22 protein-coding genes are annotated in these 25558 nt (G+C 68.9%); 2 read left to right on the top strand and 20 right to left on the bottom strand.

The window, feature by feature from the left end:
• Positions 1-12 precede the first annotated feature (12 nt).
• From QGN31_RS05305 to QGN31_RS05290, 4 genes are all read right to left on the bottom strand, one after another.
• A complete protein-coding gene (locus tag QGN31_RS05305) occupies positions 13-1296 on the bottom strand; it encodes a fatty acid desaturase family protein (protein ID WP_009952833.1) in 1284 nt (427 codons plus the stop codon).
• An 86-nt stretch (positions 1297-1382) separates the two neighbouring features.
• Positions 1383-2537, bottom strand: a complete 1155-nt coding sequence (locus QGN31_RS05300; RefSeq protein ID WP_043955835.1) for a ferredoxin reductase — start codon at positions 2535-2537, stop codon at positions 1383-1385.
• 133 nt (positions 2538-2670) lie between these two features.
• The gene (locus QGN31_RS05295) at positions 2671-3186 is read right to left on the bottom strand and encodes a DUF6912 family protein (RefSeq protein ID WP_009957351.1); all 516 of its coding nucleotides are present in this window, start codon (positions 3184-3186) and stop codon (positions 2671-2673) included.
• Between the two features lie 94 nt (positions 3187-3280).
• Positions 3281-4702, bottom strand: a complete 1422-nt coding sequence (locus QGN31_RS05290; protein WP_008259749.1) for a WS/DGAT/MGAT family O-acyltransferase — start codon at positions 4700-4702, stop codon at positions 3281-3283.
• A gap of 229 nt (positions 4703-4931) precedes the next feature.
• Between QGN31_RS05290 and QGN31_RS05285 the strand changes: the two genes are divergently transcribed.
• Positions 4932-5444 carry an Rv3235 family protein gene (locus QGN31_RS05285; RefSeq protein WP_009957352.1) on the top strand — a complete coding sequence of 171 codons (513 nt, stop codon included), beginning with the start codon at positions 4932-4934 and terminating at the stop codon, positions 5442-5444.
• A 56-nt stretch (positions 5445-5500) separates the two neighbouring features.
• On the opposite strand, the gene mddA is transcribed toward QGN31_RS05285, so the two are convergent.
• The 16 genes from mddA to QGN31_RS05205 form a co-directional block, all read right to left on the bottom strand.
• Positions 5501-6265, bottom strand: a complete 765-nt coding sequence (gene mddA, locus QGN31_RS05280) for a methanethiol S-methyltransferase (protein WP_193375516.1) — start codon at positions 6263-6265, stop codon at positions 5501-5503.
• 91 nt (positions 6266-6356) lie between these two features.
• Positions 6357-7913, bottom strand: a complete 1557-nt coding sequence (locus tag QGN31_RS05275; protein ID WP_014942805.1) for an HD domain-containing phosphohydrolase — start codon at positions 7911-7913, stop codon at positions 6357-6359.
• Between the two features lie 33 nt (positions 7914-7946).
• Positions 7947-8693, bottom strand: a complete 747-nt coding sequence (locus QGN31_RS05270; RefSeq protein WP_014383180.1) for a hypothetical protein — start codon at positions 8691-8693, stop codon at positions 7947-7949.
• Positions 8694-8856: 163 nt separating this feature from the next.
• Positions 8857-11685: a preprotein translocase subunit SecA gene (secA, locus tag QGN31_RS05265; RefSeq protein ID WP_009957356.1), complete on the bottom strand. Its 2829-nt coding sequence runs from the start codon at positions 11683-11685 to the stop codon at positions 8857-8859.
• A 194-nt stretch (positions 11686-11879) separates the two neighbouring features.
• Positions 11880-12560, bottom strand: coding sequence for a ribosome hibernation-promoting factor, HPF/YfiA family (gene hpf / locus QGN31_RS05260; protein ID WP_014942806.1), 681 nt, complete (start codon positions 12558-12560; stop codon positions 11880-11882).
• Between the two features lie 304 nt (positions 12561-12864).
• Entirely contained in the window at positions 12865-13497 is a 633-nt protein-coding gene (locus QGN31_RS05255) for a ComF family protein (RefSeq protein WP_014385653.1), read from the bottom strand.
• 43 nt (positions 13498-13540) lie between these two features.
• Positions 13541-15295 carry an MtrAB system accessory lipoprotein LpqB gene (gene lpqB, locus QGN31_RS05250; protein ID WP_014383182.1) on the bottom strand — a complete coding sequence of 585 codons (1755 nt, stop codon included), beginning with the start codon at positions 15293-15295 and terminating at the stop codon, positions 13541-13543.
• Positions 15295-16995, bottom strand: coding sequence for an MtrAB system histidine kinase MtrB (gene mtrB / locus QGN31_RS05245; protein WP_083863021.1), 1701 nt, complete (start codon positions 16993-16995; stop codon positions 15295-15297). Before mtrB ends, lpqB begins: the two co-directional genes overlap by 1 nt.
• 13 nt (positions 16996-17008) lie before the next feature.
• Positions 17009-17695 (bottom strand): two-component system response regulator MtrA, encoded by a 687-nt coding sequence (mtrA, locus tag QGN31_RS05240; RefSeq protein ID WP_007168097.1) that lies wholly within the window; start codon positions 17693-17695, stop codon positions 17009-17011.
• Between the two features lie 80 nt (positions 17696-17775).
• Positions 17776-18408, bottom strand: coding sequence for a dTMP kinase (locus QGN31_RS05235; protein WP_014942809.1), 633 nt, complete (start codon positions 18406-18408; stop codon positions 17776-17778).
• An 89-nt stretch (positions 18409-18497) separates the two neighbouring features.
• Positions 18498-19970, bottom strand: coding sequence for an adenosylhomocysteinase (ahcY, locus tag QGN31_RS05230; protein ID WP_008259773.1), 1473 nt, complete (start codon positions 19968-19970; stop codon positions 18498-18500).
• 120 nt (positions 19971-20090) lie between these two features.
• Positions 20091-20687 carry a TetR family transcriptional regulator AlkX gene (gene alkX / locus QGN31_RS05225; RefSeq protein ID WP_009957362.1) on the bottom strand — a complete coding sequence of 199 codons (597 nt, stop codon included), beginning with the start codon at positions 20685-20687 and terminating at the stop codon, positions 20091-20093.
• A 77-nt stretch (positions 20688-20764) separates the two neighbouring features.
• On the bottom strand, positions 20765-20950 hold the full coding sequence (locus QGN31_RS05220; protein WP_014385674.1) for a rubredoxin: 186 nt from the start codon (positions 20948-20950) through the stop codon (positions 20765-20767).
• Positions 20947-21126, bottom strand: coding sequence for a rubredoxin (locus QGN31_RS05215; protein WP_008259795.1), 180 nt, complete (start codon positions 21124-21126; stop codon positions 20947-20949). The genes QGN31_RS05220 and QGN31_RS05215 overlap by 4 nt, the downstream gene beginning before the upstream one ends.
• Positions 21123-22370: an alkane 1-monooxygenase gene (locus QGN31_RS05210; protein WP_008259796.1), complete on the bottom strand. Its 1248-nt coding sequence runs from the start codon at positions 22368-22370 to the stop codon at positions 21123-21125. Before QGN31_RS05210 ends, QGN31_RS05215 begins: the two co-directional genes overlap by 4 nt.
• Positions 22371-22472: 102 nt before the next feature.
• A complete protein-coding gene (locus tag QGN31_RS05205) occupies positions 22473-23990 on the bottom strand; it encodes an APC family permease (protein ID WP_008259797.1) in 1518 nt (505 codons plus the stop codon).
• 99 nt (positions 23991-24089) lie between these two features.
• Between QGN31_RS05205 and QGN31_RS05200 the strand changes: the two genes are divergently transcribed.
• On the top strand, positions 24090-25556 hold the full coding sequence (locus tag QGN31_RS05200) for an FAD-dependent oxidoreductase (RefSeq protein ID WP_233425339.1): 1467 nt from the start codon (positions 24090-24092) through the stop codon (positions 25554-25556).
• Positions 25557-25558: the final 2 nt, after the last annotated feature.

Genomic DNA, 25558 nt, shown 5'->3' with positions numbered 1-25558 from the left:
GCAGCAAGCGCCCTAGGCGGCGAGGCCGTCGTCGACACTGCGCGCGACGGCCGCGCGCTTCCCGCGCCGCCAACCGCGCACGGCGGCGATCGCGGACTTCAAACCGCGGCGGCGGCCGGTGGCCGGATCGGTACCCAAGAAACCCGGCTCGAGTTCGTCGAACATCCGCTCGCTGCGGGTCTCCGGGGCGTTGTCGGCGTCGTCGCGCAAGTACTTGTTCGGCAGCGACAGCTTGGCCAGCGTGCGCCACGTCTTCGCGTACTGGAACAGGAAAGACCCTGTGGTGTAAGGCAAGTCGTACTTGTCACAGACCTGGCGCACCCGCACCGAGATCTCGTGCAGCCGGTTGCTCGGCAGGTCCGGGTACAGGTGGTGCTCGATCTGGTGGCACAGGTTGCCGCTCATGAAGCGCAGGGCGGGGCCCGCCTCGAAGTTGGCGCTGCCCAGCATCTGGCGCAGGTACCACTGCCCCTTGGTCTCGCCGATCATGTCGGTCTTGGTGAATTTCTCTGCGCCGTCGGGGAAATGGCCGCAGAAGATCACCGCGTTGGCCCACACGTTGCGAATCACGTTGGCAAGCGCGTTGGCCTTCAGCGTGGACATGTAGGTGGCTCCGGGTGACAACGAGGTCAGCGCGGGGAACGCCACGTAGTCCTTGAACACCTGCCGCCCGGCCTTGGCCAGGAACTCGTCGACCCGCTCCCGGGCTTCGTCGTTGTCCATGCGTCGCTTGGCGATCTTGCCGAGCTCCACGTGCTGCAGGCCGACGCCCCACTCGAAGAGGAGGGCCAGCAGAGTGTTGTACACCAGGTTGAAGATGTTGAAGCGCTTCCAGCGCTGGTCGCGGGTGACGCGCAGCAGGCCGTAGCCGACGTCGTCGTCCATCCCGAGGATGTTGGTGTACTTGTGGTGCACGAAGTTGTGGGTGTAGCGCCAGTGCTTGGACGACCCGCTCATGTCCCACTCCCACGTCGAGGAGTGAATCTCCGGATCGTTCATCCAGTCCCACTGCCCGTGCATGACGTTGTGGCCGATCTCCATGTTCTCGACGATCTTGGCCACGCCCAGCGTCACCGTCCCCGCCCACCAGGCCGAGCGCCGCGAGCTGGCGGCCAGCAGCAGCCGGCCGGTTACCTCGAGCGCGCGCTGGGCCGCGATGGTGCGGCGGATGTAGCGAGCGTCCCGCTCGCCGCGCGAGTCTTCCACGTCCTGGCGGATGGCATCGAGCTCAACGGCCAGGTTTTCGATATCGGCGTCCGTCAGATGGGCGAATACGTCGACGTCACTGATCGCCATCGTCGTCATCTCCCTGCGGTCGTTTGTTCGGTACTAGACCTACGCTATCGTAACCTACGAATCCGTAGGTTACCTGTGAGTAGCCTTTAAATGTCGAGCACGCAATCGCCGGACGCGGCCGACACGCAGGTCTGCACCCGGGTCCCCGGGTCGTGCTCCTGGCCGGTCCGCAGGTCGCGGACGTGGCCCTCCACCAGGCCGACCACGCAGGACTGGCAGATACCCATGCGGCACCCGAACGGCATCTGCACGCCGACGCTCTCCCCCGCATCCATCAACGACGTCGCGGCGTCGGCGGCGACGGTGCGTCCGCTTTGCGCGAAGGTGACCGTCCCGCCCGCACCGGCGGGCGCGGCCTTGGACACCGCGAACCGCTCGAGATGCAACCGCTCGGCGATGCCCGCGGCCGACCACACGCGCTCGGCCGCGGTGAGCAGGCCCTCCGGCCCGCAGGCCCAGGTTTGGCGCTCGCGCCAGTCCGGCACGTCGGCGTCCAGCGCGGACAGGTCGAGCCGGCCCTGGGTGCGCGTCTCGCGCAGCTGCAACCGATAGCCCGGGTGGTCGGCCTGCAGCGCGGCCAGCTCGCCGCGAAACATCACGTGCGATTCCGTGGGGGCCGAATGCAGGTGGGCGATGTCACCGATTTGGTTGCGGCGCACCAGGGTTCGCAACATCGACATCACGGGCGTGATCCCGGAGCCGGCGGTGAGGAACAGGATCGAGGCGGGCGCGGGGTCGGGCAGGACGAAGTTGCCCTGCGGCGCGGCCAGCCGGACGACGGTGCCCGGTTCAACGCCGGCCACCAGGTGCGACGAGAGGAATCCCTCCGGCATCGCCTTGACGGTGATGGTCACGGTGCGCGCCGAACCGGAGCGCGCGGGCGTCGCCGCCGGGGTCGAGGTCAGTGAATACGACCGCCAGCGCCAGCGCCCGTCCATCAGCAGTCCGATGCCGATGTACTGGCCCGGCTGGTAGTCGAAGTTGAAGCCCCAACCCGGCTTGATGACCAGGGTGGCGGAGTCCTCCGTCTCGCGACGCACCTGCAGGACGCGTCCTCGCAGTTCGCGCGCCGACCAGAGCGGATTGGCCAGGTGCAGATAGTCGTCGGGCAGTAGCGGCGTCGTGATGCGCGCGGCGAGCTTGCGCAGGGCGTGCCAGCCGGGATGCCGGTCGGCACCGGCGACCACGGGCCGCTTGGTGTCGACGACGTTGCCCGCGATCGATGGGTTCCGTTTGCCCAGAGGAAGCTCCTGCTCACGACGTGGCGCTTTACTTACGCTCACATTGTGATCGATTCTGTGTGCTTCACGAAACCTACGGTACCGTAACCTACGGTGTCGTAGCTAGCGCTCGGGGCGGGAATGCCTCACAGCGTCACATCAGCTCCAGCAAAAACGGCAGCTCCTGGTTGGCGTACCAGGCCAAGTCGTGGTCTTGCGCGTCGCCGACGATCAGCTCGGCGTCCTCGTCGCCCAGGTCCGCGGCGTCGACGGCCTCGATGGCCCTGGCCACCGCCTCCTCGGCACCCGCGTTGTCGACGTACGCGGCGATCACGTCCTCGATCGGGACCGCGCCGGGCAGCCTGACGACGGCGTCGTCGAGGTCGGGACGGTAGGTGACCCCGGATGCGTCGAAGTCGACGTCGGCGGCCAGCACCGCGCGGCGCGGCGGCCGGGAATCCGAGGGCGCTTCGCCCGCCAACAGGCGCAGAGAGGCCAGCGCCGCCTCGCGCAGCGCCACGTCGGCGAGCTCGTCGTCGTCGCCCGCGGCGTAGGCCTCGCGCAACTTTGGCGTCAGCGCGAACGCCGTGCCGCTGACCGGACGCAGCGAGCCGTCGGCGACGAGCTGCTGCAGCATGGCCAGCGTGGCGGGGATGTAGACGACGGTCATGTTGGCTAGATCGGCGTGGAGGCGTCGGAGATCTCGGGCGCGGCTGGCTTCACAGCAACGAAGGATAGCCGCACGCAGGGGTTTTCACCGCCGGCTAGGACCGGGAAGCCTCCAGCAGCTCCTCGAGCGCCTGGCTCAGCAGTCCCGGCAGCAGGTCGACGTCGCTCATGGCCTCGCGGTCGGCGTTGATTCCGTAATAGAGCATGCCGTTGTACGACGTCACCCCGATCGCCAGCGCCTGGTTCTGCAGCAGCGGCGGCACCGTGTAGGTCTCCAGCAACTTGGTGCCGGCGACGTACATCTGCGACTGGGCCCCCGGCGCGTTGGTGATCAGGAGGTTGAACGTGCGCTTGGAGAAGCTCGGGAAACTGGTCGCGACGCGGATTCCCATGGCGTGCAGCGTGGGCGGGGCGAACCCCGACAGCGTGACGATGGTCCTGGCGTCCACCAGCTGGGCGGCCGTCGGGTTGGACTCGGTGGCGTGCGCGATCTGCGAGAGCCGCACCACGGCGTTGGGCTCCCCCACCGGCAGGTCGACGAGGAACGGCATGACCTGGCTGATCGCCTGGCCGGGGCCGCTCGCGTCGAGGTCGCCGTCGTCGTACACCGACAGCGGCGCCATCGCCCGCACCGTCGCCGTCGGCGACACCGCCACCCCACGCGACATCAGCCAGTTGCCCAGCGCGCCGGCGATCACCGCGAGCACCACGTCGTTGACGTCGCAGTCATAGCGGGCGCGCACGGCGCGGTAGTCCTCGAGGCTGCCGGTGGCGACGGTGAACCGGCGATGACGCGAAACGGTGGCGTTGAGCGGGCTGCTGGGCGCGTCGCCCCGGGCCAGGTTGCGCACGAAATCGAACGCCCGGCGCCCGGCGCCGACGAGCTCGCCGTAGTTGGTCACCAGGCCGCCGATCGCGGACCCGACGGCCTGCAGCTGCGCGCTCGGACCGGTCAGCCACTCACCGATCGCACCCAGCACCAGCCGGGTGTTGCCCGGGTCGCGTTCCGGGATCCAGATGTCTTCGGGGGCCGGGGGCGGGCGCCTCGTCCGGTCGCTGATGACGTGGTTGATCTCCAGCGCCGCCATCCCGTTGATCAGGGCTTGATGCGATTTGGTGTAGAGGGCGAGCCGGTTCTTGGACAGGCCCTCGACCAGGTACATCTCCCAGAGCGGCCGCGACTTGTCCAGCGGCCGCGCGGCCAGCCGCGCGATCAGTTCGTGCAGTTGACCGTCGCTGCCCGGCGAGGGCAGCGCCGAGCGCCGCACGTGATAAGTGATGTCGAAGTCGGCGTCGTCGATCCACACCGGCCGGGCCGTGCCGACCGGCACCTCGCGGACCTTCTGCCGGTAGCGCGGGATCTGGGGCAGCCGCTGCTCGACGGTGGCCAGCAGCGTCTCATAACTCAGCCCGGCCCGCGGACGGCGCAGGATGGCCAGCGATCCGACGTACATGGGGGTGGCGGTGTTTTCCAGCCGATAGAACGACGCGTCCGGCGGGGACAACCGGGTCACCATACGGCGCAGTCCTCCTCGTCGATTCATCGCCCTGTCGCCTCAAACGATGTCTGGCCAACGGTAATCGTCCAGCCCGCGGCGCACGTCGGCATGGGGACGCGCGATTGCGACTTATGCCATGATGACGACTGTCTGCCCCTCTCCAGCAGGCTTCCGGTCCGGCCGAGAAGTTGGAGAGTGCGCGTTGAACACTAGCCCCGTTGCGAATCCATCCGGCGCTTTCACCGTCATGCCGGTCGTCGACTACGAACCGGAAACCCAGGATGTGCCGCGCACCGTCCCGTCGTGCCGGCCGTCCTCGCGCACTCCGCTACGCCGCCGCGGCGGCCACGCCACGCCCCGGTCCTACACCGGGCAACTCAGCAGAGCGCCGGCGCCGGTCATGTCCGCGCGGATGCGCCAGGCGGCGACCTTCGCCGACGCGGCGCTGCGGCGCGTGCTGGAGGTCATCGACCGGCGCCGCCCGGCCGCCCAGCTGCATCCGTTGCTGTCGCCCAGCCTGGTGGATTCGGTTGTCGCGGTGGGGCGTTCGGTGGCCGGGCGGGCGCCCGGCCACGCGGGTGCCGCCGTGTTGCGGCGCATGCGACTGCAGCCGGCGGGCCACCGGGACCCGGACGCGGCCGCCGAGGTCTTCGGCTCCTACAGCCGCGGGAACCGAGTCCACGCCATCGCCTGCCGGGTGGAGCAGGTGGGCGCGGCGAGCGGCGCCCGGTGGATGGTCGTGGCCCTACACATCGGGTGACCGCACCGGTCACCTCGCAGCGAGCAGCCGTCCGCGGTGAACCGCTCGCCCGAAAGCTAATGCAGCTCCGCCGGTTGGGCCGGGTCGCGCCGTGGGCGGTGTCCCAGCGGCAGCAACATCGGCACCCGGCGACGGTAGTCGCGATAATGCTCACCCAGCGCCTCCACCAGGTCGTGCTCCTCCAGGTGGGTGGCGACCAGGATGTAGCCCGTCATGGCGACCGAGAACAGCAGGTGTCCGGCCGTCATCGTGGGCACCGCCCAGAAGACGATCACGAAGCCGAGCATGAGCGGGTGGCGCACCAACCGGTACAGCATCCGGGCGTGAAAACCTATGTGCGTGTAGGGTTTTCCGCGCCACGCCAGATACACTTGGCGCAGGCCGAACAGGTCGAAGTGGCTGACCATGAACGTCGCGGCCAGCGCGATGGCCCAGCCGAGCCAGAACAACGTCCACAGCGCCAGGCGCCCGGCCGGTGGCCGCACGTCCCAGACGACGGCCGGCATCGTCCGCCATTGCCAGTAGAGCAGCACCAGCACGGCGCTGGACAGCACCACGTAGGTGCTGCGCTCGATCGGCGATGGCACGATCCGCGTCCACCACGCCTTGAACGACGGCCGCGCCATGACGCTGTGCTGGACGGCGAACACGGCAAGCAGCCCGATGTTGATCAGCACCGCCTCACCGATCGGCGCCGGCAGGCCGTGATCGACGGTTCGCGGCACCCAGAAGTTTCCCAAGAACGCCACGAGGTACAGAAATGCGGCAAGAAAGAGCAGGTAAGCGGCGGCGCCGTAACCGACAATCAAGAATCGCTTCATTCGCTGATTGTGCGCCTCGCCGGCGCGTTTGAACATGGGGCGGATGCCTCATTTTCGGCCGCGCACGGCACGTTTCCAGACGCCCGTCGGGTTAGCTGGGCACCGGGTTCACCAGGCCGTGCCGCAGCGCGTACATGCTGGCGCCGATGCGGTTCGAAACGCCGATCTTGGCGTACGTCCGCTCGACGTGATTGCGGGCCGTTTTCTCGCTGATCACCAGCGACGCCGCGATCTCCTTGTTGGACGCGCCGCGGGCGACCAGGCACAGCACCTCGACCTCCCTGGGGGTCAGCCGGTCCGGCCGCAGGTTCGGTCGTTGCGCGGGTTGTCCGGCCGCGTGCAACACCGCTTCGACCGCGACCGCGTCGAGTTCCCCGGCCTGCGCACGCCCGCGCAGCCGGCGGGCCGCCGCGCCGGCCGACATCGGCTCCCGGTACGGCCTCGGCTCGCGGGCGGACTGGTAACAGACGGCGGCGGCCAGGATGCGATCCGGCATGTGCAGCGCGGGCCCGGCCAGTCCGCGCGGATATCCCGAGCCGTCGAGGCATTCGTGGTGATTGCCGGCGACCTCGGCCAGCCGGCCCAGGCCGGGGACCTGGTTGAGGATGCGCACCGTCAGATACGGGTGCAGCCGTACCCGCTCGAATTCCGATGCGCTCAACGGGCCTTGCCGCGACCAGATGTGATTCGACACCCCGATGCGGCCGAGGTCATGGACGTGGCCCGCGCGCCGGGTCAGCGCCACCGCGTCCGTGTCCATTCCGGCGGCCAGCGCGGCGTCGCCCGCGAGCCGGGCCACCGCGCGCGAATGCCCAAGGGTGAACGGGCATTTCAGGTCGACGAAGTCGCCCAGCGCGACGAGCAACGCGTCCAGCGACGAGTCGTCAAGCCGCTGATGGCGATCGGGCGCCTCGCCCAGCGCCGCCGCCCATGCATCGCCTGCGGGCGGTCCGGCCAGGATCGCGTCGGCGTCGCGCAGGAACGCGTCAGCGACCCGGGGATCGAACTGCCCGCCGCGCCGGCCGCTCACCATGGCCACGGCGCCGGCGACGCCGTACGTGCGGTGATGAACCTCGACCATGTCGGCGAGCTGCGCGATGCGCATCTGGATGGGGATGGTCTCCCCCCGCGCTCCCGCGGGCAGCCCGCCGCCGTCGTAGCGCTCGAAGGCGAACGCGAGCGCGGCCTGCACGTCGGGACTCAACCCGATCCGGTCTGCCAGCAGCGCCGCCGACGCGCAGTGCGAGTGGATCAGCCGGGAGATGTGACCGCGCGCGTTGGCGAAAAGCGTTGCCAGCACGGCCATTCGATGCGCGAGGGGCTGGCCGCGGCCGACGTTGCTCGCCAGGAAGCGCAGGTACGGGATCCCGGACCAGTCGACCAGATAAGAATCGTGGCGGACGGCGATGTCGTCGCCGAACCAGCGCGCGTATTCGTGGGAGTCCGCGTGGCAGCCGACCCACATGATCAGCGTGGTGTAGTAGGCACAGTCGCGCTCGTCGGCACACAGCCCGAGCCGGTCGGCGAGCCGGGTCGCGATGAGCGCCGCGCGCAGCATGTGCTCGGCGGGTTGGCCGAGGCCGAGATCGATCGCCACCGACAACGCCGCGAGCAGCTCCGCCCGCGTCGGTAGTTCGGATTCTGGCATGAGCCTCATTGTGCCCAGCCGGCGGCCGCGGTGTTACCCGATTGCGGCGGTGCGCCGCACGGCCTCGTGCCGGGCGGCGTCGAAGCTGTCGAAATGCCCGGAACCCACCGCGAACACGCCGCGTTGCGGCGGGCGGAAGCCGGCCAGCCGCGCCTGCGGGCGCAGCGGCCCCACCGGCCCGAGGTCCACCTCGCGCAAGACCGCGCGCGAGTGTCCCACCGCCCACACCTGTGCGGGCGCGATCATGAATCGCTGGCCGTTGGGCGCGGTTCCGGCGAGCCGGATCCGCCCGGCCCGCAGCGTCGGCCCGGCGACGCGGCCGAGGACGGCCAGGGCCGCCCGGTTGGTCCACGCCCAGGCGGGCAGTCGCGCGCCCACCGCGCTCATCAGCCGCGTCGACCACGTGGCGTGCAGGTCGATCTGCCAGGCCAGCAGCCCCGGGATGGCGACGAACAACGACCACGGGGTGACCCACGCGACGTCGATGTCGCACTGGACCGCGTCGCGGCTGGTCGCCGCGCTGAAGAAGCGGGCGCAGCTCTGCGGGCCCGGCGTGGTCGCGTAGAAGGTCCAGGCGCCGTGGGGGTCGCGGTGCCACACCGAGCGATAGCCGGGCGAGAACGACGTCGCCGGGAACTGCCGCAGCGCCAGGTAGTGCCCGCTGGCGAAGGGGAGCCCCAGCACGCCGAATCCGACGAATCGTTCGTCATCCCCGGCGGGCAGGACGGGGTGGTGCAGGACGGCGGTGGCGGCGTCGAGGGGGGTGCGTGCTGTGGTCATCCATGGATGGTCCGCGCGGCCACCGCCCCGGCGCATGGGGCGGATGCCTCAAATTCGGCGACGAGTCCCCGGTCCCCGAGCGCCCGGCCAGCCGGGCGTTGGGCCGCGGAGCGCCCGGACAGTCGGGCGGCGGGCGGAAAGCCGAAAAGGCGAGTGCGCCCCGCTAGCGCCGCTTCACCGATTTGGGTGGCTTGGCGCCGCGGCCCTGTTGGCGCGCCGCCGCTCGCCGCTCGCGGCGGCTGGCCCCGGCGGGAACCCCCGCCGGTGTCTTGGCGTCACCGCCGTTGCGCTGCACCTGCGCCGAGCCGTCCTCCGAGGGGCCGGAATAGGTGAGCGCCGGCGCCTGGTTGTCAATCCCCTTGGCGCGCAGCGTACTTGGGGCCTCTTCGCGCACGGCGGTCGTGGTACCGCCCTGCTGGGCGGCCGCGGCGGTGGCGAATTCCTCGAGCCCTTCGGGCGCCTGGACCGGGGCGACCTGCGGGGTGGGCACCGCCTCGACAGTGACGTTGAACAGGAAGCCGACCGACTCCTCTTTCATGCCCTCGAGCATGGCCATGAACATGTCGTAGCCCTCGCGCTGGTATTCGACCAGGGGGTCGCGCTGGGCCATCGCGCGCAGCCCGATGCCCTCCTTGAGGTAGTCCATCTCGTAGAGGTGCTCGCGCCACTTGCGGTCAATGACGTTGAGCAGCACGTTGCGCTCCAGCTGACGCATCGCGCCCTCGCCCGCTATCTCCTCGAGCTCGGCTTCCCTTGCGGCATAAGCGTTTTCGGCGTCTTTCAGCAACGCCTCGAGCAGCTCCTCGCGGGTGAGGTCGTCGCGCTCGGAGTCGGCGTCGTGGTGGGTCAGCGGCGCATGGTCGATGCCCACCGGATACAGCGTCTTCAGGGCCGTCCACAGGGATTCCAGGTCCCAGTCCTCCGCGTAGCCGTCGGCCGTCGCGCCGTTGACGTAGGCGGTGACCACGTCGCGGACCATGTCCAGCGCCTGCTCCTTGAGGTTCTCGCCCTCCAGGATGCGGCGGCGCTCGGCGTAGATCACCTTGCGCTGCTGGTTCATCACCTCGTCGTACTTGAGGACGTTTTTGCGGACCTCGAAGTTCTGCTGCTCCACCTGGGTCTGGGCGCTCTTGATCGCCCGGGTGACCATCTTCGCCTCGATGGGCACGTCGTCGGGCAGGTTCAGCCGGTTGAGCATCGCCTCGAGCGCGGCGCCGTTGAAGCGGCGCATGAGCTCGTCGCCCAGGGACAGGTAGAAGCGCGACTCGCCCGGGTCACCCTGCCGGCCGGAGCGGCCGCGCAGCTGGTTGTCGATGCGCCGCGACTCGTGCCGTTCGGTGCCCAATACGTACAGGCCGCCGGCCTCGATCACCTCTTCGGCCTCCTTGGAGGCCTCCTCCTTGACCTTCGGCAATTCCTCGTGCCACGCCGCTTCGTACTCGTCCGGCGTCTCCACCGGGTCGAGGCCGCGCTCACGCAGCCGCTGGTCGGTGAGGAAGTCGACGTTGCCGCCCAGCACGATGTCGGTGCCTCGACCGGCCATGTTGGTCGCCACGGTGACGCCGCCGCGGCGGCCGGCGACCGCGATGATGGTCGCCTCCTGCTCGTGGAACTTCGCGTTGAGCACGTTGTGCGGGACGCGGCGCTTCTGGAACTGCCGCGACAGGTACTCGGAACGCTCGACGCTGGTGGTACCGATCAGCACCGGCTGGCCCTTTTCGAAGCGCTCGACGACGTCGTCGACGACCGCGATGTACTTGGCCTCTTCGGTCTTGTAGATCAGGTCGGACTGGTCGGCGCGGATCATCGGCTTGTTGGTGGGGATGGGCACCACGCCGAGCTTGTAGATCTCGTGCAGCTCGGCCGCCTCGGTCTGGGCGGTACCGGTCATGCCGGCGAGCTTGTCGTAGAGCCGGAAGTAGTTCTGCAGGGTGATGGTGGCCAGCGTCTGGTTCTCGGCCTTGATCTCGACGTGCTCCTTGGCCTCGATGGCCTGGTGCATGCCCTCGTTGTAGCGGCGGCCGTAGAGCACGCGGCCGGTGAACTCGTCGACGATGAGCACCTCGCCGTCGCGCACGATGTAGTCCTTGTCGCGGTTGAACAGCTCCTTGGCCTTCAACGCGTTGTTGAGGTAGCTGACCAGCGGCGAGTTCGCGGCCTCGTAGAGGTTGTCGATGCCGAGCTGGTCCTCGACGAACTCCACGCCGAGCTCGTGCACGCCGACGGTGCGCTTGCGCAGGTCCACCTCGTAGTGGGTGTCCTTTTCCATCAGCGGCGCGAGCCGGGCGAACTCGAGGTACCAGTTGGAGGCGCCGTCGGCGGGGCCGGAGATGATCAGCGGGGTGCGGGCCTCGTCGATCAGGATGGAGTCGACCTCGTCGACGATGGCGAAGTTGTGTCCGCGCTGGACCAGGTCGTCGAGCGAATGCGCCATGTTGTCGCGCAGGTAGTCGAACCCGAATTCGTTGTTGGTGCCGTAGGTGATGTCGGCGTTGTAGGCCACCCGCCGCTCGTCGGGCGTCATCTGGGCGAGGATCACGCCGACATCCAGCCCGAGGAAGCGGTGCACGCGGCCCATCCACTCGCTGTCACGTTTGGCCAGGTAGTCGTTGACGGTGACGACGTGCACGCCCTTGCCGCCGATGCCGTTGAGGTAGGCCGGCAGCACGGAGGTCAGGGTCTTGCCCTCACCGGTCTTCATCTCGGCGACGTTGCCGAAGTGCAGCGCGGCCGCGCCCATCACCTGCACGTCGAAGGGGCGCTGGTCGAGCACCCGCCAGGCCGCCTCGCGGGCGACGGCGAAGGCCTCGGGCAGCAGGTCGTCGAGGCTCTCGCCGTCGGCGTGCCGCTTCTTGAACTCGTCGGTCTTGGCCCGCAACTCGGCGTCGGTGAGCTTCTCGATCTCGTCGGACAAGGTGTTGACGTAGTCAGCCACCCGCCTGAGACGCTTGAGCATGCGACCTTCGCCAAGGCGCAGCAACTTCGACAGCACAGCTATGTCCTCTACGGTTTGATCGCCCGGCTCCTCCTCATCGCGCTACGCGCTCTGCATCGTCACCGGGCCGGATCGGAGTCTTTGGCGACACCCATCCTAGGTGACGTCGCTCTTTGGGCGCCGAACGTCGACTTCTTGCGCCAATTTGCTTGAAATCTCGCAATAAGTCGACGTTCGGCGGGGTGACGGGATCAGCCCAGTCGGATCAGGCCGTAGTCGTAGGCGTGGCGCCGGTAGACCACGCACGGCCGCTCGGTGTGCTTGTCGTGGAACAAGAAGAAGTCGTGCCCGACGAGCTCCATCTCGTAGAGCGCGTCGTCGACCGTCATCGGCGTGGCCGGGTGCTCCTTGGTCCGCACGATCCGTCCGGGTTCGTGGTCCTGGTCCACGCCGTCATTCGATGCGCCGTGGTCGACGGGCGCCTCGGGCGCGCCGCGCGCCGGTTCGGGGGGCGGCACCGCGGTGGCGGCGGCCAGCGAGACCGGCGTCTTGTCGCCGTAGTGGACCTTGCGGCGGTCCTTGACGCGGCGCAGCCGGCTCTCCAGCTTGTCCACCGCGGACTCGAACGCGGCGTAGAAGCTGTTGGCGCAGGCCTCCGCCCGGCTCACCGGGCCCCGGCCACGGGCGGTGATCTCCACGCGTTGACAGGATTTGCGCTGCCGCCGGTTGGGAGCGTGTTTGAGCTCGACATCGAAGAGGTAGATGGAGCGATCGAACCGCTCGAGGCGGGCGAGTTTTTGGGAGACGTACAGGCGGTAATGATCGGGGATTTCTACGTTGCGGCCTTTGAACACAACGTCGGCGGTGGTTGTCGGTTGGGCTTGCCCATCGGGGGCGGAGGGAGGTTGGTCCAGAATCTGACCGGAATCCACGGATAGCCTTGACATACGTGACAACTCATTTCTCTTTACACGTCGCACGCGCGTTGCGTGCCCGGCTGGCTTGATGCGCCGACGAGGTGAGAGCGGTTCGAGACTGGCTACCGCCGCAGGCTGCCCGCCGGTGCAAGGTGTCGATTACTCACCCCTTCCCGCAAGTGGGGCTCAACCTGGGAATATCCCGACCAAGTGAGTCAATGAATGTTGATTCCGACGTTAGCTCGTGTTCGCCTACCCATGCCACTAATTTCGCAGAGCTGTTGCGAGTTCTTCACAACCTCTTGGCCGGTTCACCGCCTCACGCGGCGGCGATCGTCAGCACCGCGACGACCCGGACCCCCGCGGCCTGAAGGACGCGCACCGACTCGCGCGCCGTCGCCCCGGTGGTGACGATGTCGTCGACGACCATGACGTCGGCGGCAGGCGGCCGGCCGCACAGCACGACCCGGCCGGTGATGTTGCGTTCCCGCGCGGCGGTGCCCAGCCCCACCGAGTCGCGGGTCAAGGCCTTGATCCGCAGTGCCTGGGCCACGGCGATCTCCGGGTGCTGCGCCACCGCGGCGCGGGCCAACCGGAGAACGGGGTCACCGCCGCGCCGGCGCGCGGCCGAACGCCGGGTCGGTGCCGGCACGATCGTGAGCGGGGTGTCGAGGATCCCCCACGACAGCAGCCGGTGCACCCCGAGGGCCAGTGCGCGCGCCAGCGGCGCGACGAGATCGGCGCGGCCGTGTTCCTTGAGCGCCAGGATCGCCTGCCGGCGGGCGTTGGCGTAGCGGCCGAGCGCGAACACCGGGACGCCCGCGTCGATGCGCGGGTTCACCACGTGCGGCTCGTCCGGCCTGACGGCCAGCTCCGTGGCGCAGGCTTCGCACCACCGGGACGACGGCGCGCCGCAGCCGCCGCATTCGGCCGGCAGGATGAGATCGAGCACGCCGCCAGTGTGGCGGGCGGGGCCGACATCGCCGGCCGTACAGCTAGCCCGGCAGCACCGGCGCCGCGCCGGGAATCGTCAGCCCGGGCACGTCCGACCAGCCCTGCTGACCGTCGGCGGACGGCGAATACTGAAGCACCCCTTCGGGTCCCGCGACGTAGGCCGTGGACGGGTTGGCCACCACGGTGGTCACCGGCATCTGCAGTCCGCGGGCCGGCGCGTCGGAGTTCACCCCGTCGATGTTCACGTACGAGACAGGATGGTTGGCGTCGGTGCGGGTCACCACGATGTCATCGCCGGTGCGCCACGACAGCGACACCACCGAATTGCCCAACCCGAAGCCCAGCCGGCGTGGATACGTGAGGGCGTACTGGCCGGCCTGGGTCTGCTCCACGCTGGCGAGGATCACCTGCCCGCCGATCACCATCGCGGCCCGCGTGCTGTCGCGGGACAGCTGCAGGTCGGTGATCGGCCCCGGGAACCGGGTGGCCACCGCCACCGAATCCACCGGAATGCGCGCGGGTTGCCCCGACGCCGGCTCCTGGATCGCCCGGAGCACGTTGTTGCCGTCGACCACGACCCAGACCACGTCGTCCAGCGACCAGGTGGGGCGCGACAGGCTGTGCCCGTCGGCGGACTGCACCGCCTCCTGACCCAGATCACCGATCCACAAGGAGGCCGCCATGTCCGGGGCGCCGCGGTGCAGCGTCACCACGGACGCCACCTCCCGGCCGCTGCGCGACAACGCGGCACCGGTCTGATCCCCCATGCGACCGAACGCGCCCGGCACCATCGAGGTGTGCTGCCCGTCCAGCGACACCAGTGACCCGTTCACCAGGGCGTGCAGCCCGGCGCCCGCGCCGTCGGCCACGCCGGGATCGGTGGCCGCGACATCGGAGGTGGTCCACCCGTCGCGGAATCGGTCGTCCAGCGGCGCGCCGTCGGCGTTGATCACGTACGGTCCCCGGATATCGGCGCGGGCCAGCGTCCAAATGATCTGCGCCGCAACCAATTGCCTGCTGTGCGGGTCGGTGGTGGACAGCTTCTCCAGATCGACGCGCGCCCCGCCATACCCGCGCCCGATCCCGTTCTTGCCGCCGTCGGCCCGGGTCACCGGCCCGCGCAGCCGCAGCGGCGGGGCGAGCAGGTTGCGGACCGTGTGCGCCATCTCCGGCCGCGGCCCGGCGATCACCTTGGACACCAGCTCGGTCGCCAGCTGGTCGTGGTCGGGCACCGCGACATAGCGCGGATCGGGGACCACGGTCTTGCCGGTCGGGTCGGCGAAGTAAAGAGTATTGCGTTTGTAGGTCGCCTGGAACTGTTGCCAGTCCAGGAAAACCCCGTTCGGCAGGCGGTCGATGCGCCAGCCGCCGGAGGTCTTGACCAACTCGATCGGCCCGGGATCGGGCAGCACGCCCTCGGCGGTTTCGAACACCCCCATGTCGGACAGCGAGCCCAGGATGTCCGCCCGCATGGTTGCCGAAACACGTTCGGCCGCACGGGTTTCGACGAACACGACGTGATCGATCAGCAGCGCGCTACCGGCGTCGTCCCACGAGTTGGACGCCGACTGAGTGAGGAACTGGCGGGCGGCCAGGTGCCGGTTCGCCGGATCGGCTGTGGCCTTGAGGAATTCGCGCAGCAGCACGTCGGGGTCCATGCCCGGGGTCGGCTTGGGCAGGTTCGACGGCGCCGGCCGCTCGACGGTGCCGATCGCCTGCGGCGCCGACGAACTGGGCACCCCGGCGCAGCCCGCCAGCAGGACGGCCAGCATCAGCAGGCCCAGCAGGCGCCGCATCACACGGTCCTCTCGGCGTGCTCACGCTGGCGCTGCGGACGTTCCTTGCGCTCGGACCCGGACTGCGGGGCGGATTGACCACCCGGCTGGGAAGGCTGCGGGATCGGTTTCATGGGCAACGGGCTGGTGGTGACCTTATGGCCCCGGACCAACGGCAGCGTCAGCCGGAAGCACGAGCCGTCGCCCGGTTCGCCCCACGCCTCCAGCCGGCCCTGGTGCAGCCGCGCGTCCTCGATGCTAATCGCCAGGCCGAGCCCGGTGCCGCCGGACCGGCGCACCCGCGAGGGGTCCGCGCGCCAGAACCTGCTGAAGACCAGCTTCTCCTCGCCCGGGCGCAGCCCGACCCCATAGTCGCGGACGGTGACCGCGACCGTGTCCTCGTCTGCGCCCATCCGGATCTTGACCGGCTTGTGCTCGGCGTGGTCGATGGCGTTGGCGATCAGGTTGCGCAGGATCCGCTCCACCCGGCGGGTGTCGACCTCGGCGATCACCTCGTGCGTGGGCAAATCCACCTGCAGTTCGATGCCGGCGTCCTCGGCCAGATGCCCCACGTTGCTCAGCGCGCTGCGCACGGTGGTGCGCAGGTCGACCGCCTCGACGGACAGCTCGGCGACACCGGCGTCGTGCCGGGAGATCTCCAGCAGGTCGTTGAGCAGCGACTCGAACCGGTCCAGCTCGCTGACCATCAGCTCGGTGGAGCGCGCCAGCGTCGGGTCGAGGTCCGCGCTGTGGTCATAGATCAGGTCGGCGGCCATGCGCACAGTGGTCAGCGGGGTGCGCAGCTCGTGGCTCACGTCAGAAGTGAAGCGGCGCTGCAGGTTACCGAACTCCTCCAACTGGGTGATCTGTCGCGACAGGCTTTCGGCCATGTCGTTGAATGACATCGCCAGCCGCGCCATGTCGTCCTCGCCGCGCACCGGCATCCGTTCGGACAAGTGCCCCTCGGCGAACCGTTCGGCGATGCGCGATGCCGACCGCACCGGCACGACGACCTGGCGCGACACAAGCAACGCGATCCCGGCCAGCAGCACCAGCAGCACCGCGCCGCCGGTGATCATGGTGCCGCGCACCAGCTGGATGGTGGCCTGCTCGTTCTTCAGCGGGAAGATCAGGTACAGCTCCAGGTTGGCCACCTGCGAGGACGCCGGGGTGCCGACGATCAGCGCCGGGCCCGAGAACCCGTCGGTGTGCACGGTCGCGTACTGGTAGGACGCCTGCCCGGCCTTGACGAAGCCGCGCAAGGAATTGGGCACCTGGTCGACGGGGCCGGCCGTGGTGGCGGCGCGCGGTCCGTCGCCCGGCACCATCAGCACCGCGTCGAAGGCGCCGGCCATCCCCGCGCCGGAGGCCTGGTCGGTCTTGGACGTCAGCGTGTTGCGGGCCAGCTGCAGGCTGCTGTCCAGCGAGCGCGCCTCCTCGCCGTTCACGATCCCACCGACCGTGGTCCGCGCCCGCTCAATCTGTTCGATGGCGGCCTTGACCTTGACGTCGAGCACGCGATTGGTGACCTGAGACGTCAACACGAAGCCGAGCGCCAGGATGACCGCCAGCGACAGCCCAAGCGTCAGCGCGACGACCCGCAACTGCAGCGAGCGGCGCCAGGCGATGGCGACGGCCCGACTCACTGCGCCCATGCCGCGAGTCATGGGGCCGGAGCGCCCCCAGCGGCTCCGTGTGCGTCGCCGGGAGCCCCAGATCACGTGTTCCTACCGGTCACGGAGGTCCGGCCTTGTACCCAACTCCTCGAACGGTCAACACCACGGTCGGGTTCTCAGGGTCTTTCTCGACCTTGGCCCGCAGACGCTGGACGTGCACGTTCACCAGGCGGGTATCCGCCGGGTGACGATAGCCCCACACCTGTTCGAGCAGCACATCACGAGTAAACACCTGCCGCGGTTTGCGCGCCAACGCCACCAGCAAGTCGAACTCCAGCGGGGTCAGCGAGATCTGCTCGCCGTTGCGCGTGACCTTGTGCGCGGGCACGTCGATCTCGACATCGGCGATGGAGAGCATCTCGGCGGGCTCGTCGTCGTTGCGCCGCAGCCGCGCCCGCACCCGGGCCACCAGCTCCTTGGGCTTGAACGGCTTCATGATGTAGTCGTCGGCGCCCGACTCGAGGCCAAGGACCACGTCGACGGTGTCGGTCTTGGCGGTCAGCATCACGATCGGCACGCCGGAATCGGCGCGCAACACCCGACACACGTCGATGCCGTTCATGCCGGGCAGCATCAGGTCCAACAACACCAGATCGGGGCGCAGTTCGCGCACCGCAGTCAGGGCCTGGGTGCCGTCACCGATGACCGCAGTGTCGAAACCCTCCCCACGAAGCACGATGGTGAGCATCTCGGCTAGCGAAGCGTCGTCATCGACGACCAAAATCCTTTGCCTCATGGAGTCCATGGTGTCACCAGATCGGGACAAAACTCGGGCGCCACACGGGCGTTTCTTCTCCGATACGGCCGAATCGTGACAAATCTGTGCTATCTGGCCATCAAACTGGCGGCCAAACCACCCGGATCGACGTCTTTGTCGACGACCCGCCACGGGCCGCCCCAGCCCGCGGCCGCCAGCCCCGCGTAGACGTCGCCGGTGCGTTGCTGGAGCTCGTCGTCGCGTTCGTAGCTGTCGCGCGCCCGGCCCGGATCGGATGCGGCGCGGCTGCGCGCCCGCTGCCCGGCCAGTTCGGCCGGCACCGCCAGCAGCACCTGCCAGTCGGGCGCGGGCAGACCCAGGCGCTGGTATTCGAGGCCGTGCACCCACGCCACCGCCGGCCCGCCCGCGTCCTGATGCAGGCGCGCGGCGGTGTAGGCCGCGTTGGACGCGACGTAACGGTCCATGATCACCACGTCGTGGTCGCGGCGCAGCCCCTCGAGCTGCTGGACCGCGGCGGCGCGGTCGAGCGCGAAGAGGGTCGCCATCGCGTAGACCGAGGACGCCAGGTCCCCGTGCTCGCCGTGCAGCGCCTCGGCCGCGATGTCGGCGGTCACCGATTGCCCGTACCGCGGGAAGGCCAGCGTGGCCACCGACCGCCCGGCCGCTTCGAAAGCGGACAGCAACCCTTCGGCTAACGTCCGCTTGCCGGCGCCGTCGACGCCTTCGATCGCGATCAGCACGGCGCGAGCCTAGTCCCTCGCCGAGTGCCCGGCTGGCCGGGCACTCGGTGCCGAACGCCCGCTTGGCCGGGCGTTCGGCCAAAGCCGGCTCAGTAGCGGTAGTGGTCGGCCTTGTAGGGGCCGTCGACGTCGACGCCGATGTACTCGGCCTGCTCCTTGGTCAGCTTGGTCAGCTTGCCACCGAGCGCCTCGACGTGGATGCGGGCCACCTTCTCGTCGAGGTGCTTGGGCAGCCGGTAGACCTCGTTGTCGTACTCGTCGTTCTTGGTCCACAGCTCGATCTGCGCGATGACCTGGTTGGAGAAGCTGTTGCTCATCACGAACGACGGGTGGCCGGTGGCGTTGCCCAGGTTCAGCAGCCGGCCCTCGGAGAGCACGATGATCGACTTGCCGGTGTCCGGGAAGGTCCACAGGTCGACCTGCGGGCGGATGTTCGTCTTGGTGGCGCCGGACTTCTCCAGCCGGGCGATCTGGATCTCGTTGTCGAAGTGGCCGATGTTGCCCAGGATGGCCTTGTCCTTCATCGCCTTCATGTGCTCGAGGGTGATGATGTCCTTGTTACCGGTGGTCGTGATGATGATGTCGGCCTCGCCGATCACGTCCTCCACCCGCTTGACGTCGAAGCCCTCCATCAGCGCCTGCAGGGCGTTGATCGGGTCGATCTCGGTGACCGTCACCCGGGCGCCCTGGCCGGCCACCGACTCGGCCGAACCCTTACCGACGTCGCCGTAGCCGCAGATCAGCACCTTCTTGCCGCCGATCAGCACGTCGGTGCCGCGGTTGATGCCGTCGATCAGCGAGTGCCGGCAGCCGTACTTGTTGTCGAACTTGGATTTGGTGACCGAGTCGTTGACGTTGATCGCCGGGAACGCCAGGTCGCCGGCGGCGGCGAACTGGTAGAGCCGCAGCACGCCGGTGGTGGTCTCCTCCGAGACGCCCTTGATCGACGCGGCGATCTTGGTCCACTTGTCCTTGTCGGTCTCGAAGCGCTTGCGCAGCAGGTTGAGGAACACCCGGTGCTCGGTCGAGTCGTCCTCGTCGTCGGGCGGCACCACGCCGGCCTTCTCGTACTGCGCGCCGCGCAGCACCAGCATGGTGGCGTCACCGCCGTCGTCCAGGATCATGTTGGCCGGCTCGTCGGGCCAGGTCAGCACCTGCTCGGCCGCCCACCAGTACTCCTCGAGCGTCTCGCCCTTCCACGCGTACACCGGCACACCCTTGGGTTCTTCGGGGGTGCCGTGCGGGCCGACGACGACGGCCGCGGCGGCGTGGTCCTGGGTGGAGAAGATGTTGCAGGACGCCCACCGCACCTCGGCGCCCAGCGCGACGAGGGTCTCGATCAGCACCGCGGTCTGCACGGTCATGTGCAGCGAACCCGAGATGCGCGCGCCCTTGAGCGGCTGCACGTCGTGGTACTCGCGGCGCAGCGACATCAGACCGGGCATCTCCTGCTCGGAGAGCTCGATGTCCCGGCGACCGTAATCCGCCAACGACAAATCGGCGACCTTGAAGTCGATGCCGTTTCGAACGTCGGGGGTGAGTGCGTTTTCGGTCGTCGTCATGGCTTCTCTTCCTTTTTCCTGCCGTCTCGGGGCTCGCTCGGATCCAAGCGGTAATTAGCTTAGGTATGTTCTTGCGCCACTGTAGTCGTGCGCCCGCGCGCCGCACGGGCCAGGGAACGTTCAGGGAACCTTGACGACGCCGTGCCGCTCGGCGAACGGGGTCATCAGCCGCGCCAGGTCGGCGGCCACGTCGTGGTCGGCCTCGGGCGGCATCGACACATAGCTCAGCGCCAGCCGCACGATGGCGCGCGCCAGCACACCGGCATCCTCGTCGCTGGTGGCCACCCAGCTGTGCGTGAGCGCAGTGGTCAGCCGCTCGGAGGCCCGCGTGATGATGGGCGCGCTGCCGGTGGTGATGATCTGCAGCAGGTCCGGCTTGGCGACGCCGGTCAGCAGCGAGATCACCAGCGGATCGGCCGACAGCTCGGTGAACAGGTCGCGGAAGCCCTGCAGGAACGCCGCATAGATGTCGCCGACGTGGGCACCCAGCGCGGCGTTGACGGCGTCGACCAGGCGGTCGGCCAGGCGCAGGCCGTACCCCTGCGCCAGCCCCTGCCGCGAGCCGAACTCGTTGTAGATGGTCTGCCGGCTGATGCCCGCGGCGCGGGCCACGTCGGACAGGGTGATGGCCGACCAGTCCCGGGTCAGCAGCTCCTCGCGCATCGCGTCGAGCACCGAATCACGCAGCAGGGCGCGCGACGCCTCGGCGTACGGCATCCGCTTCACAGGCGCGACAATAGTGGCTCGCGAGCCGAAATCGGCTCTTTCGCTACTGGCGGTGGCGGCCGAACGAATCACGAACGGGCGACCTCCACCATCTCGAAGTCGGTTTTGGCCGCGCCGCAATCCGGGCAGCTCCAGTCCTCCGGGATGTCGGCCCACCGGGTTCCGGGCGCGATGCCGTCCTCCGGCCACCCCTTCGCCTCGTCGTACTCGAATCCGCATTGGACGCAGACGAAAAGCTTGTAGTCCTCGCTCATCGGTTCACTCCTATCGGGCTAGTTTCGAAATCGACCTTCTCGCGCACCGCGCAATCGGGGCAGCACCAGTCGTCGGGAATGTCGCTGAAGGGCGTGCCCGGCGGAAAGCCTTCCCGCGGAGCGCCTTTCGCCTCGTCGTAGATGTAGTCGCAGCCGGGGCAGCGGTAGGCGGTCATGCGCGGGCCTCCTGGGCCCCGTAGCGCGCGAGCAGCTTCTCGCGGAGCCGCGGCTGGATGTTGACCCGGGTGATGTCACCGTCGTAGTGCGCCAGCACCCGGTGGTCCATGACCTTGCGCCACAGGGGCGGGAAGTACGTGAGCGAGATCATCGACGCGTACCCGCTGGGCAGGTTGGGCGAGCCGTCCAGGCTGCGCAGCGTCTGGTAGCGCCGCGTCGGGTTGGCGTGGTGATCGCTGTGCCGCTGCAGGTGATACAGGAACAGGTTGGTCACCACGTGGTCGGAGTTCCAGCTGTGCGCGGGGGTGCACCGCTCGTAGCGGCCGCTCGAATTCTGTTGCCGCAGAAGGCCGTAGTGCTCGAGGTAGTTGACCGCCTCGAGCAAGCTGAAGCCGAAGACCGCCTGGACGATCACGAACGGGATCAGCGCCGGCCCGAAGACCGCGATCAGGATCCCCCACAGCACCACCGACATGGCCCAGGCGTTGAGCACGTCGTTGGACGGGTACGTGAGGGGGTTCCAGGGATTCTTGCCCAGCCGGCGAATCCGCTGGGCCTCCAGCCGCAGCGACGAGCGCAGGCTCCCGAAGACGCTGCGCGGCAAGAACTCCCAGAACGTTTCCCCGAAGCGCGACGACGCGGGATCCTCCGGGGTGGCGACCCGCACATGGTGGCCGCGGTTGTGCTCGATGTAGAAGTGGCCGTAGCAGGTCTGCGCCAGCGTGATCTTGGACAGCCAGCGCTCCAGCGAATCCTTCTTGTGGCCCATCTCGTGGGCGGTGTTGATGCCGACGCCGCCCAGCACCCCGACCGACAGCGCCACGCCGAGCTTGCCCGCCCAGCCCAGCGGCCCGTCGAAGCCGAGCCAGCTCAGGTTCGACGCGGTGAACAGGTAGGCGCCGAAGACCACGCTGAGGTACTGGAACGGCAGGAACGCGTAGGTGCAGTAGCGGTAGTACCTGTCGTTCTCGAGGCGCTCCATCACCTCGTCGGGCGGGTTCTGCCCGTCGGGCCCGAAGCGCAGGTCCAGGATCGGCAGCAGGACGTAGAGCAGGATCGGCCCGATCCACAGCGGCGCCTGCGCGGCGGCGTGCCAGCCGAGCCGGTTGAGCGCCCAGACGAGCGGCAGCATCACGAACAACGCCGTCGGCGCGATCAGCCCCATCAGCCAGAGTCGGCGCTTCTTGTCCCGCCACGCGGGCGCGCCGGCTGCCTGTTCTACCTGCGGTTCGAGTGTGGTCATCTGCCCAACCTCCTTGTGAGTCACACCACGTTGAGGTTGGACAATACCGGCGTTTGCGTCTCCTGTCTAGACAAACGCCATGATTTTGTAAACCAGCAGCCGCTACGGCACCGGGCTGTTCGGGTCCGCCTCGAGCGAGTCGCTGGGCTCGGGCGCCACCGCCTCACGCTCGCCCTGCACGGAATGCCGGTAGCCGTAGCCGACGTAGATCGCCGTGCCGACCACCAGCCAGACCCCGAACCGGACCCAGGTGAGCGCGGTGAGGTTGAGCATCAGCCACACGCAGGCCGCGATCGAGGCGATCGGAAGCAGCGGCACCCACGGCGCCTTGAAGCCGCGCTCTAAGTCCGGCCGGGTCCGGCGCAGCACGATCACGCCGGCGGAGACCAGGACGAACGCGAACAGCGTGCCCACGTTGACCATCTCCTCGAGCTTGGTGATGGGGAACACCGAAGCGGTCACGGCCACCACCAGGGCGACCAGCACGGTGATCCGCACCGGGGTGCCCCGCGAACCGGTCTTGGCCAGCGAGCGCGGCAACAGCCCGTCGCGCGCCATCGCGAACAGCACCCGGCACTGGCCGAGCATCAGCACCATCACCACGGTGGTCAGCCCCGCGAGCGCGCCGATCGAGATGATCTTGCTGGCCCAGTGAATGCCGTTCGCGGTGAAGGCGGTCGCCAGGTTGGCCTGCCCGCGGCCCGGGACCGTCTTGAGCTGCGTGTAGGACACCATGCCCGACAGCACGACCGCGACCGCGACGTAGAGCAGGGTCACGATGCCCAGCGACGCCAGGATCCCGCGGGGGACGTCGCGCTGCGGATGCTTGGTCTCCTCGGCCATGGTGGCCACGATGTCGAATCCGATGAACGCGAAGAAGACGATGGACGCCCCCGCCAACACGCCATACCAGCCGTAGTGGCTGCTGTGCGCCCCCGTCAGCAACGACAAGACCGATTGGTCGATGCCCTTGGCCTCGCTGCTGGCCTCCGGTTTGGGAACGAACGGCGAATAGTTGGCGCGCTTGATGTAGAAGACCCCGACCACCACGACGAACAGCACGACCGACACCTTGATGCCGGTGACCACCGCGGAGAACCTCGACGACAGCTTGGTGCCCAACGCGATCAGCGTCGCCACCCCCGCGACGATCACCAGCGCGCCCCAGTCGACCTGGGCCGATCCGAATTCGGCTGTGCCACCGGCGAACCCGAACACGGTGCCCAGGTAGCTCGACCAGCCCTTGGCCACCACGGCGGCGCCGATCGCCAATTCCAGCAGCAGGTTCCAGCCGATGATCCAGGCCAAGAACTCACCGAAGGTCGCATACGAGAAGGTGTAGGCGCTACCGGCCACCGGCAGCGTCGAGGCGAACTCGGCGTAACACAGCGCCGCGAGCGCGCAGGTGCCCGCCGCGATCACGAACGACAGCCAGATGGACGGCCCGGTGATGTCGCCGGTCGTCGACGCGGTGACCGTGAAGATGCCGGCGCCGATCACCACCGCGACGCCGAAGACGACCAGGTCCCACATGGTCAGGTCCTTGCGCAACTTGGTGTCCGGCTCGTCGGTGTCGGCGATCGACTGTTCCACCGACTTCGTGCGCCACCGATTGGCCATGCAACCGCCCTTTCCCAACGCTGGGAGCCATTGGTCCGACACAGTACTGGGTACTCCCCCCAGATGCCGGACAGCAAAGCAGACGCGCGGGACCACGCGCTGGTCATCGGGGGGAGCATCGCCGGGCTGTGCGCCGCGCGGGTGCTGTCGGACGCGTATTCGCGGGTCACCGTCTACGAGCGCGACGAGTTGCCGGCCTTCCCGGCGAACCGGGCGACGGTCCCCCAGGACCGGCACCTGCACATGTTGATGGCGCGCGGCGCGATCGAATTCGAGAACCTCTTTCCCGGCCTGCTCGACGACATGGTGGCCGCCGGCGTGCCCAAGCTCAAGAACCGGCCCGACTGCATCCACCTGGGCGCCGCGGGCCACGTCCTGGGCACCGGGCAAACCCTGCGCGACGAATTCACCGCCTACGTGCCGAGCCGGCCGCACCTGGAATGGCAGCTGCGCAAACGGGTTCACGACCTCGACAACGTCACCATCGTGCGGCGCTCGGTGGCCGAACCTCGGTTCGACCCCGCGCGACAACGGGTGACCGGCGCGCTGGTGGATCCGGCCGATCCCGACGGCGGCGAGCCGGAGTTCGTCGGCGCGGATCTCGTCGTCGACGCGGCGGGGCGGGGCACCCGGCTGCCGGTGTGGTTGGCGCAGTGGGGTTTTGAGCGGCCCGTGGAACAGGCCGTCGACATCGGCATCAACTACGCCACCCAGCAGTTCCGCATCCCCGACGGGCTGATCGCGGAGAAGGTCGTGGTCGCCGGCGCCTCCCACGACCAGTCCCTGGGGCTGGGCATGCTGTGCTACGAGGACGGCACCTGGGTCCTGACGACGTTCGGTGTGGCCGACGTCAAACCGCCGAGAACCTTTCCCGAAATGCTGGGTCTGGCCGGGCAGCTGCTGCCGGGCCGCTTCAGCGTGGCGCTGGCACAGGCCGAGCCGCTGGGCGATCCGGCCTTCCACGCGTTCCCGGCCAGCCGGTGGCGCCGCTACGACAAACTGGAGCGCTTCCCCGGCGGCATCATCGCCTTCGGCGACGCGGTGGCCAGCTTCAATCCCACCTTCGGCCAGGGCATGACGATGACCTCCCTGCAGGCCGGCCATCTGCGCCGCGCGCTGCAAGGCCCCGACGATCAACTCGCCGCGACGCTGCACCGCGCCACCGCCAGGAGCACCTTCCCGGTGTGGATGATGAACGCCATCGGCGACATCACCTTCCACCACGCCGGCACGAAGGGGCCGATTCCTTGGTGGTGGCGGCCCTCCGGCGCGCTGTTCGACCAATTCCTCGGCGCCGCCGAAACCGAACCCGTTCTGGCGGAATGGTTTTTGCGCCGGTTCTCCCTGCTGGACAGCCTCTACATGGTGCCGCCGCCGCGGATCATCGGCCGCGCCATCGCGCACAACGCGCGGCTGTGGTTAGGCGAGCGTCGTCAGGCGGTCAGGCAGCGGCGCGTGGCGATCGCAAGCGCGGCCGCGGCGACCGCAAGCGCGGCGGAGCCGGGCGAAGCGGGTCGCCGCGCTCGGCACCAGCCGGGCGCTGCGGGTCGCCACCATCAGGCCTAGCC

The sequence above is a fragment of the Mycobacterium sp. 2-64 genome, from assembly GCF_035918375.1.
GTDB lineage: Bacteria > Actinomycetota > Actinomycetes > Mycobacteriales > Mycobacteriaceae > Mycobacterium > Mycobacterium intracellulare.
The sequence above is the reverse complement of the archived record's forward strand: the minus strand, read 5'-3'. Positions and strand labels throughout refer to the sequence as shown.

Excerpts from the sequence above, each read along its gene's own strand:
- QGN31_RS05305 (WP_009952833.1), bottom strand. The coding sequence starts at position 1,296 with ATGGCGATCAGTGACGTCGACGTATTCGCCCATCTGACGGACGCCGAT.
- QGN31_RS05295 (WP_009957351.1), bottom strand. The coding sequence starts at position 3,186 with ATGACCGTCGTCTACATCCCCGCCACGCTGGCCATGCTGCAGCAGCTC.
- QGN31_RS05290 (WP_008259749.1), bottom strand. The coding sequence starts at position 4,702 with ATGGTGACCCGGTTGTCCCCGCCGGACGCGTCGTTCTATCGGCTGGAA.
- QGN31_RS05285 (WP_009957352.1), top strand. The coding sequence starts at position 4,932 with ATGCCGGTCGTCGACTACGAACCGGAAACCCAGGATGTGCCGCGCACC.
- mddA (WP_193375516.1), bottom strand. The coding sequence starts at position 6,265 with ATGAAGCGATTCTTGATTGTCGGTTACGGCGCCGCCGCTTACCTGCTC.
- QGN31_RS05275 (WP_014942805.1), bottom strand. The coding sequence starts at position 7,913 with ATGCCAGAATCCGAACTACCGACGCGGGCGGAGCTGCTCGCGGCGTTG.
- QGN31_RS05270 (WP_014383180.1), bottom strand. The coding sequence starts at position 8,693 with ATGACCACAGCACGCACCCCCCTCGACGCCGCCACCGCCGTCCTGCAC.
- lpqB (WP_014383182.1), bottom strand. The coding sequence starts at position 15,295 with ATGCGGCGCCTGCTGGGCCTGCTGATGCTGGCCGTCCTGCTGGCGGGC.
- mtrA (WP_007168097.1), bottom strand. The coding sequence starts at position 17,695 with ATGGACTCCATGAGGCAAAGGATTTTGGTCGTCGATGACGACGCTTCG.
- ahcY (WP_008259773.1), bottom strand. The coding sequence starts at position 19,970 with ATGACGACGACCGAAAACGCACTCACCCCCGACGTTCGAAACGGCATC.
- alkX (WP_009957362.1), bottom strand. The coding sequence starts at position 20,687 with ATGCCGTACGCCGAGGCGTCGCGCGCCCTGCTGCGTGATTCGGTGCTC.
- QGN31_RS05220 (WP_014385674.1), bottom strand. The coding sequence starts at position 20,950 with ATGAGCGAGGACTACAAGCTTTTCGTCTGCGTCCAATGCGGATTCGAG.
- QGN31_RS05215 (WP_008259795.1), bottom strand. The coding sequence starts at position 21,126 with ATGACCGCCTACCGCTGCCCCGGCTGCGACTACATCTACGACGAGGCG.
- QGN31_RS05210 (WP_008259796.1), bottom strand. The coding sequence starts at position 22,370 with ATGACCACACTCGAACCGCAGGTAGAACAGGCAGCCGGCGCGCCCGCG.
- QGN31_RS05205 (WP_008259797.1), bottom strand. The coding sequence starts at position 23,990 with ATGGCCAATCGGTGGCGCACGAAGTCGGTGGAACAGTCGATCGCCGAC.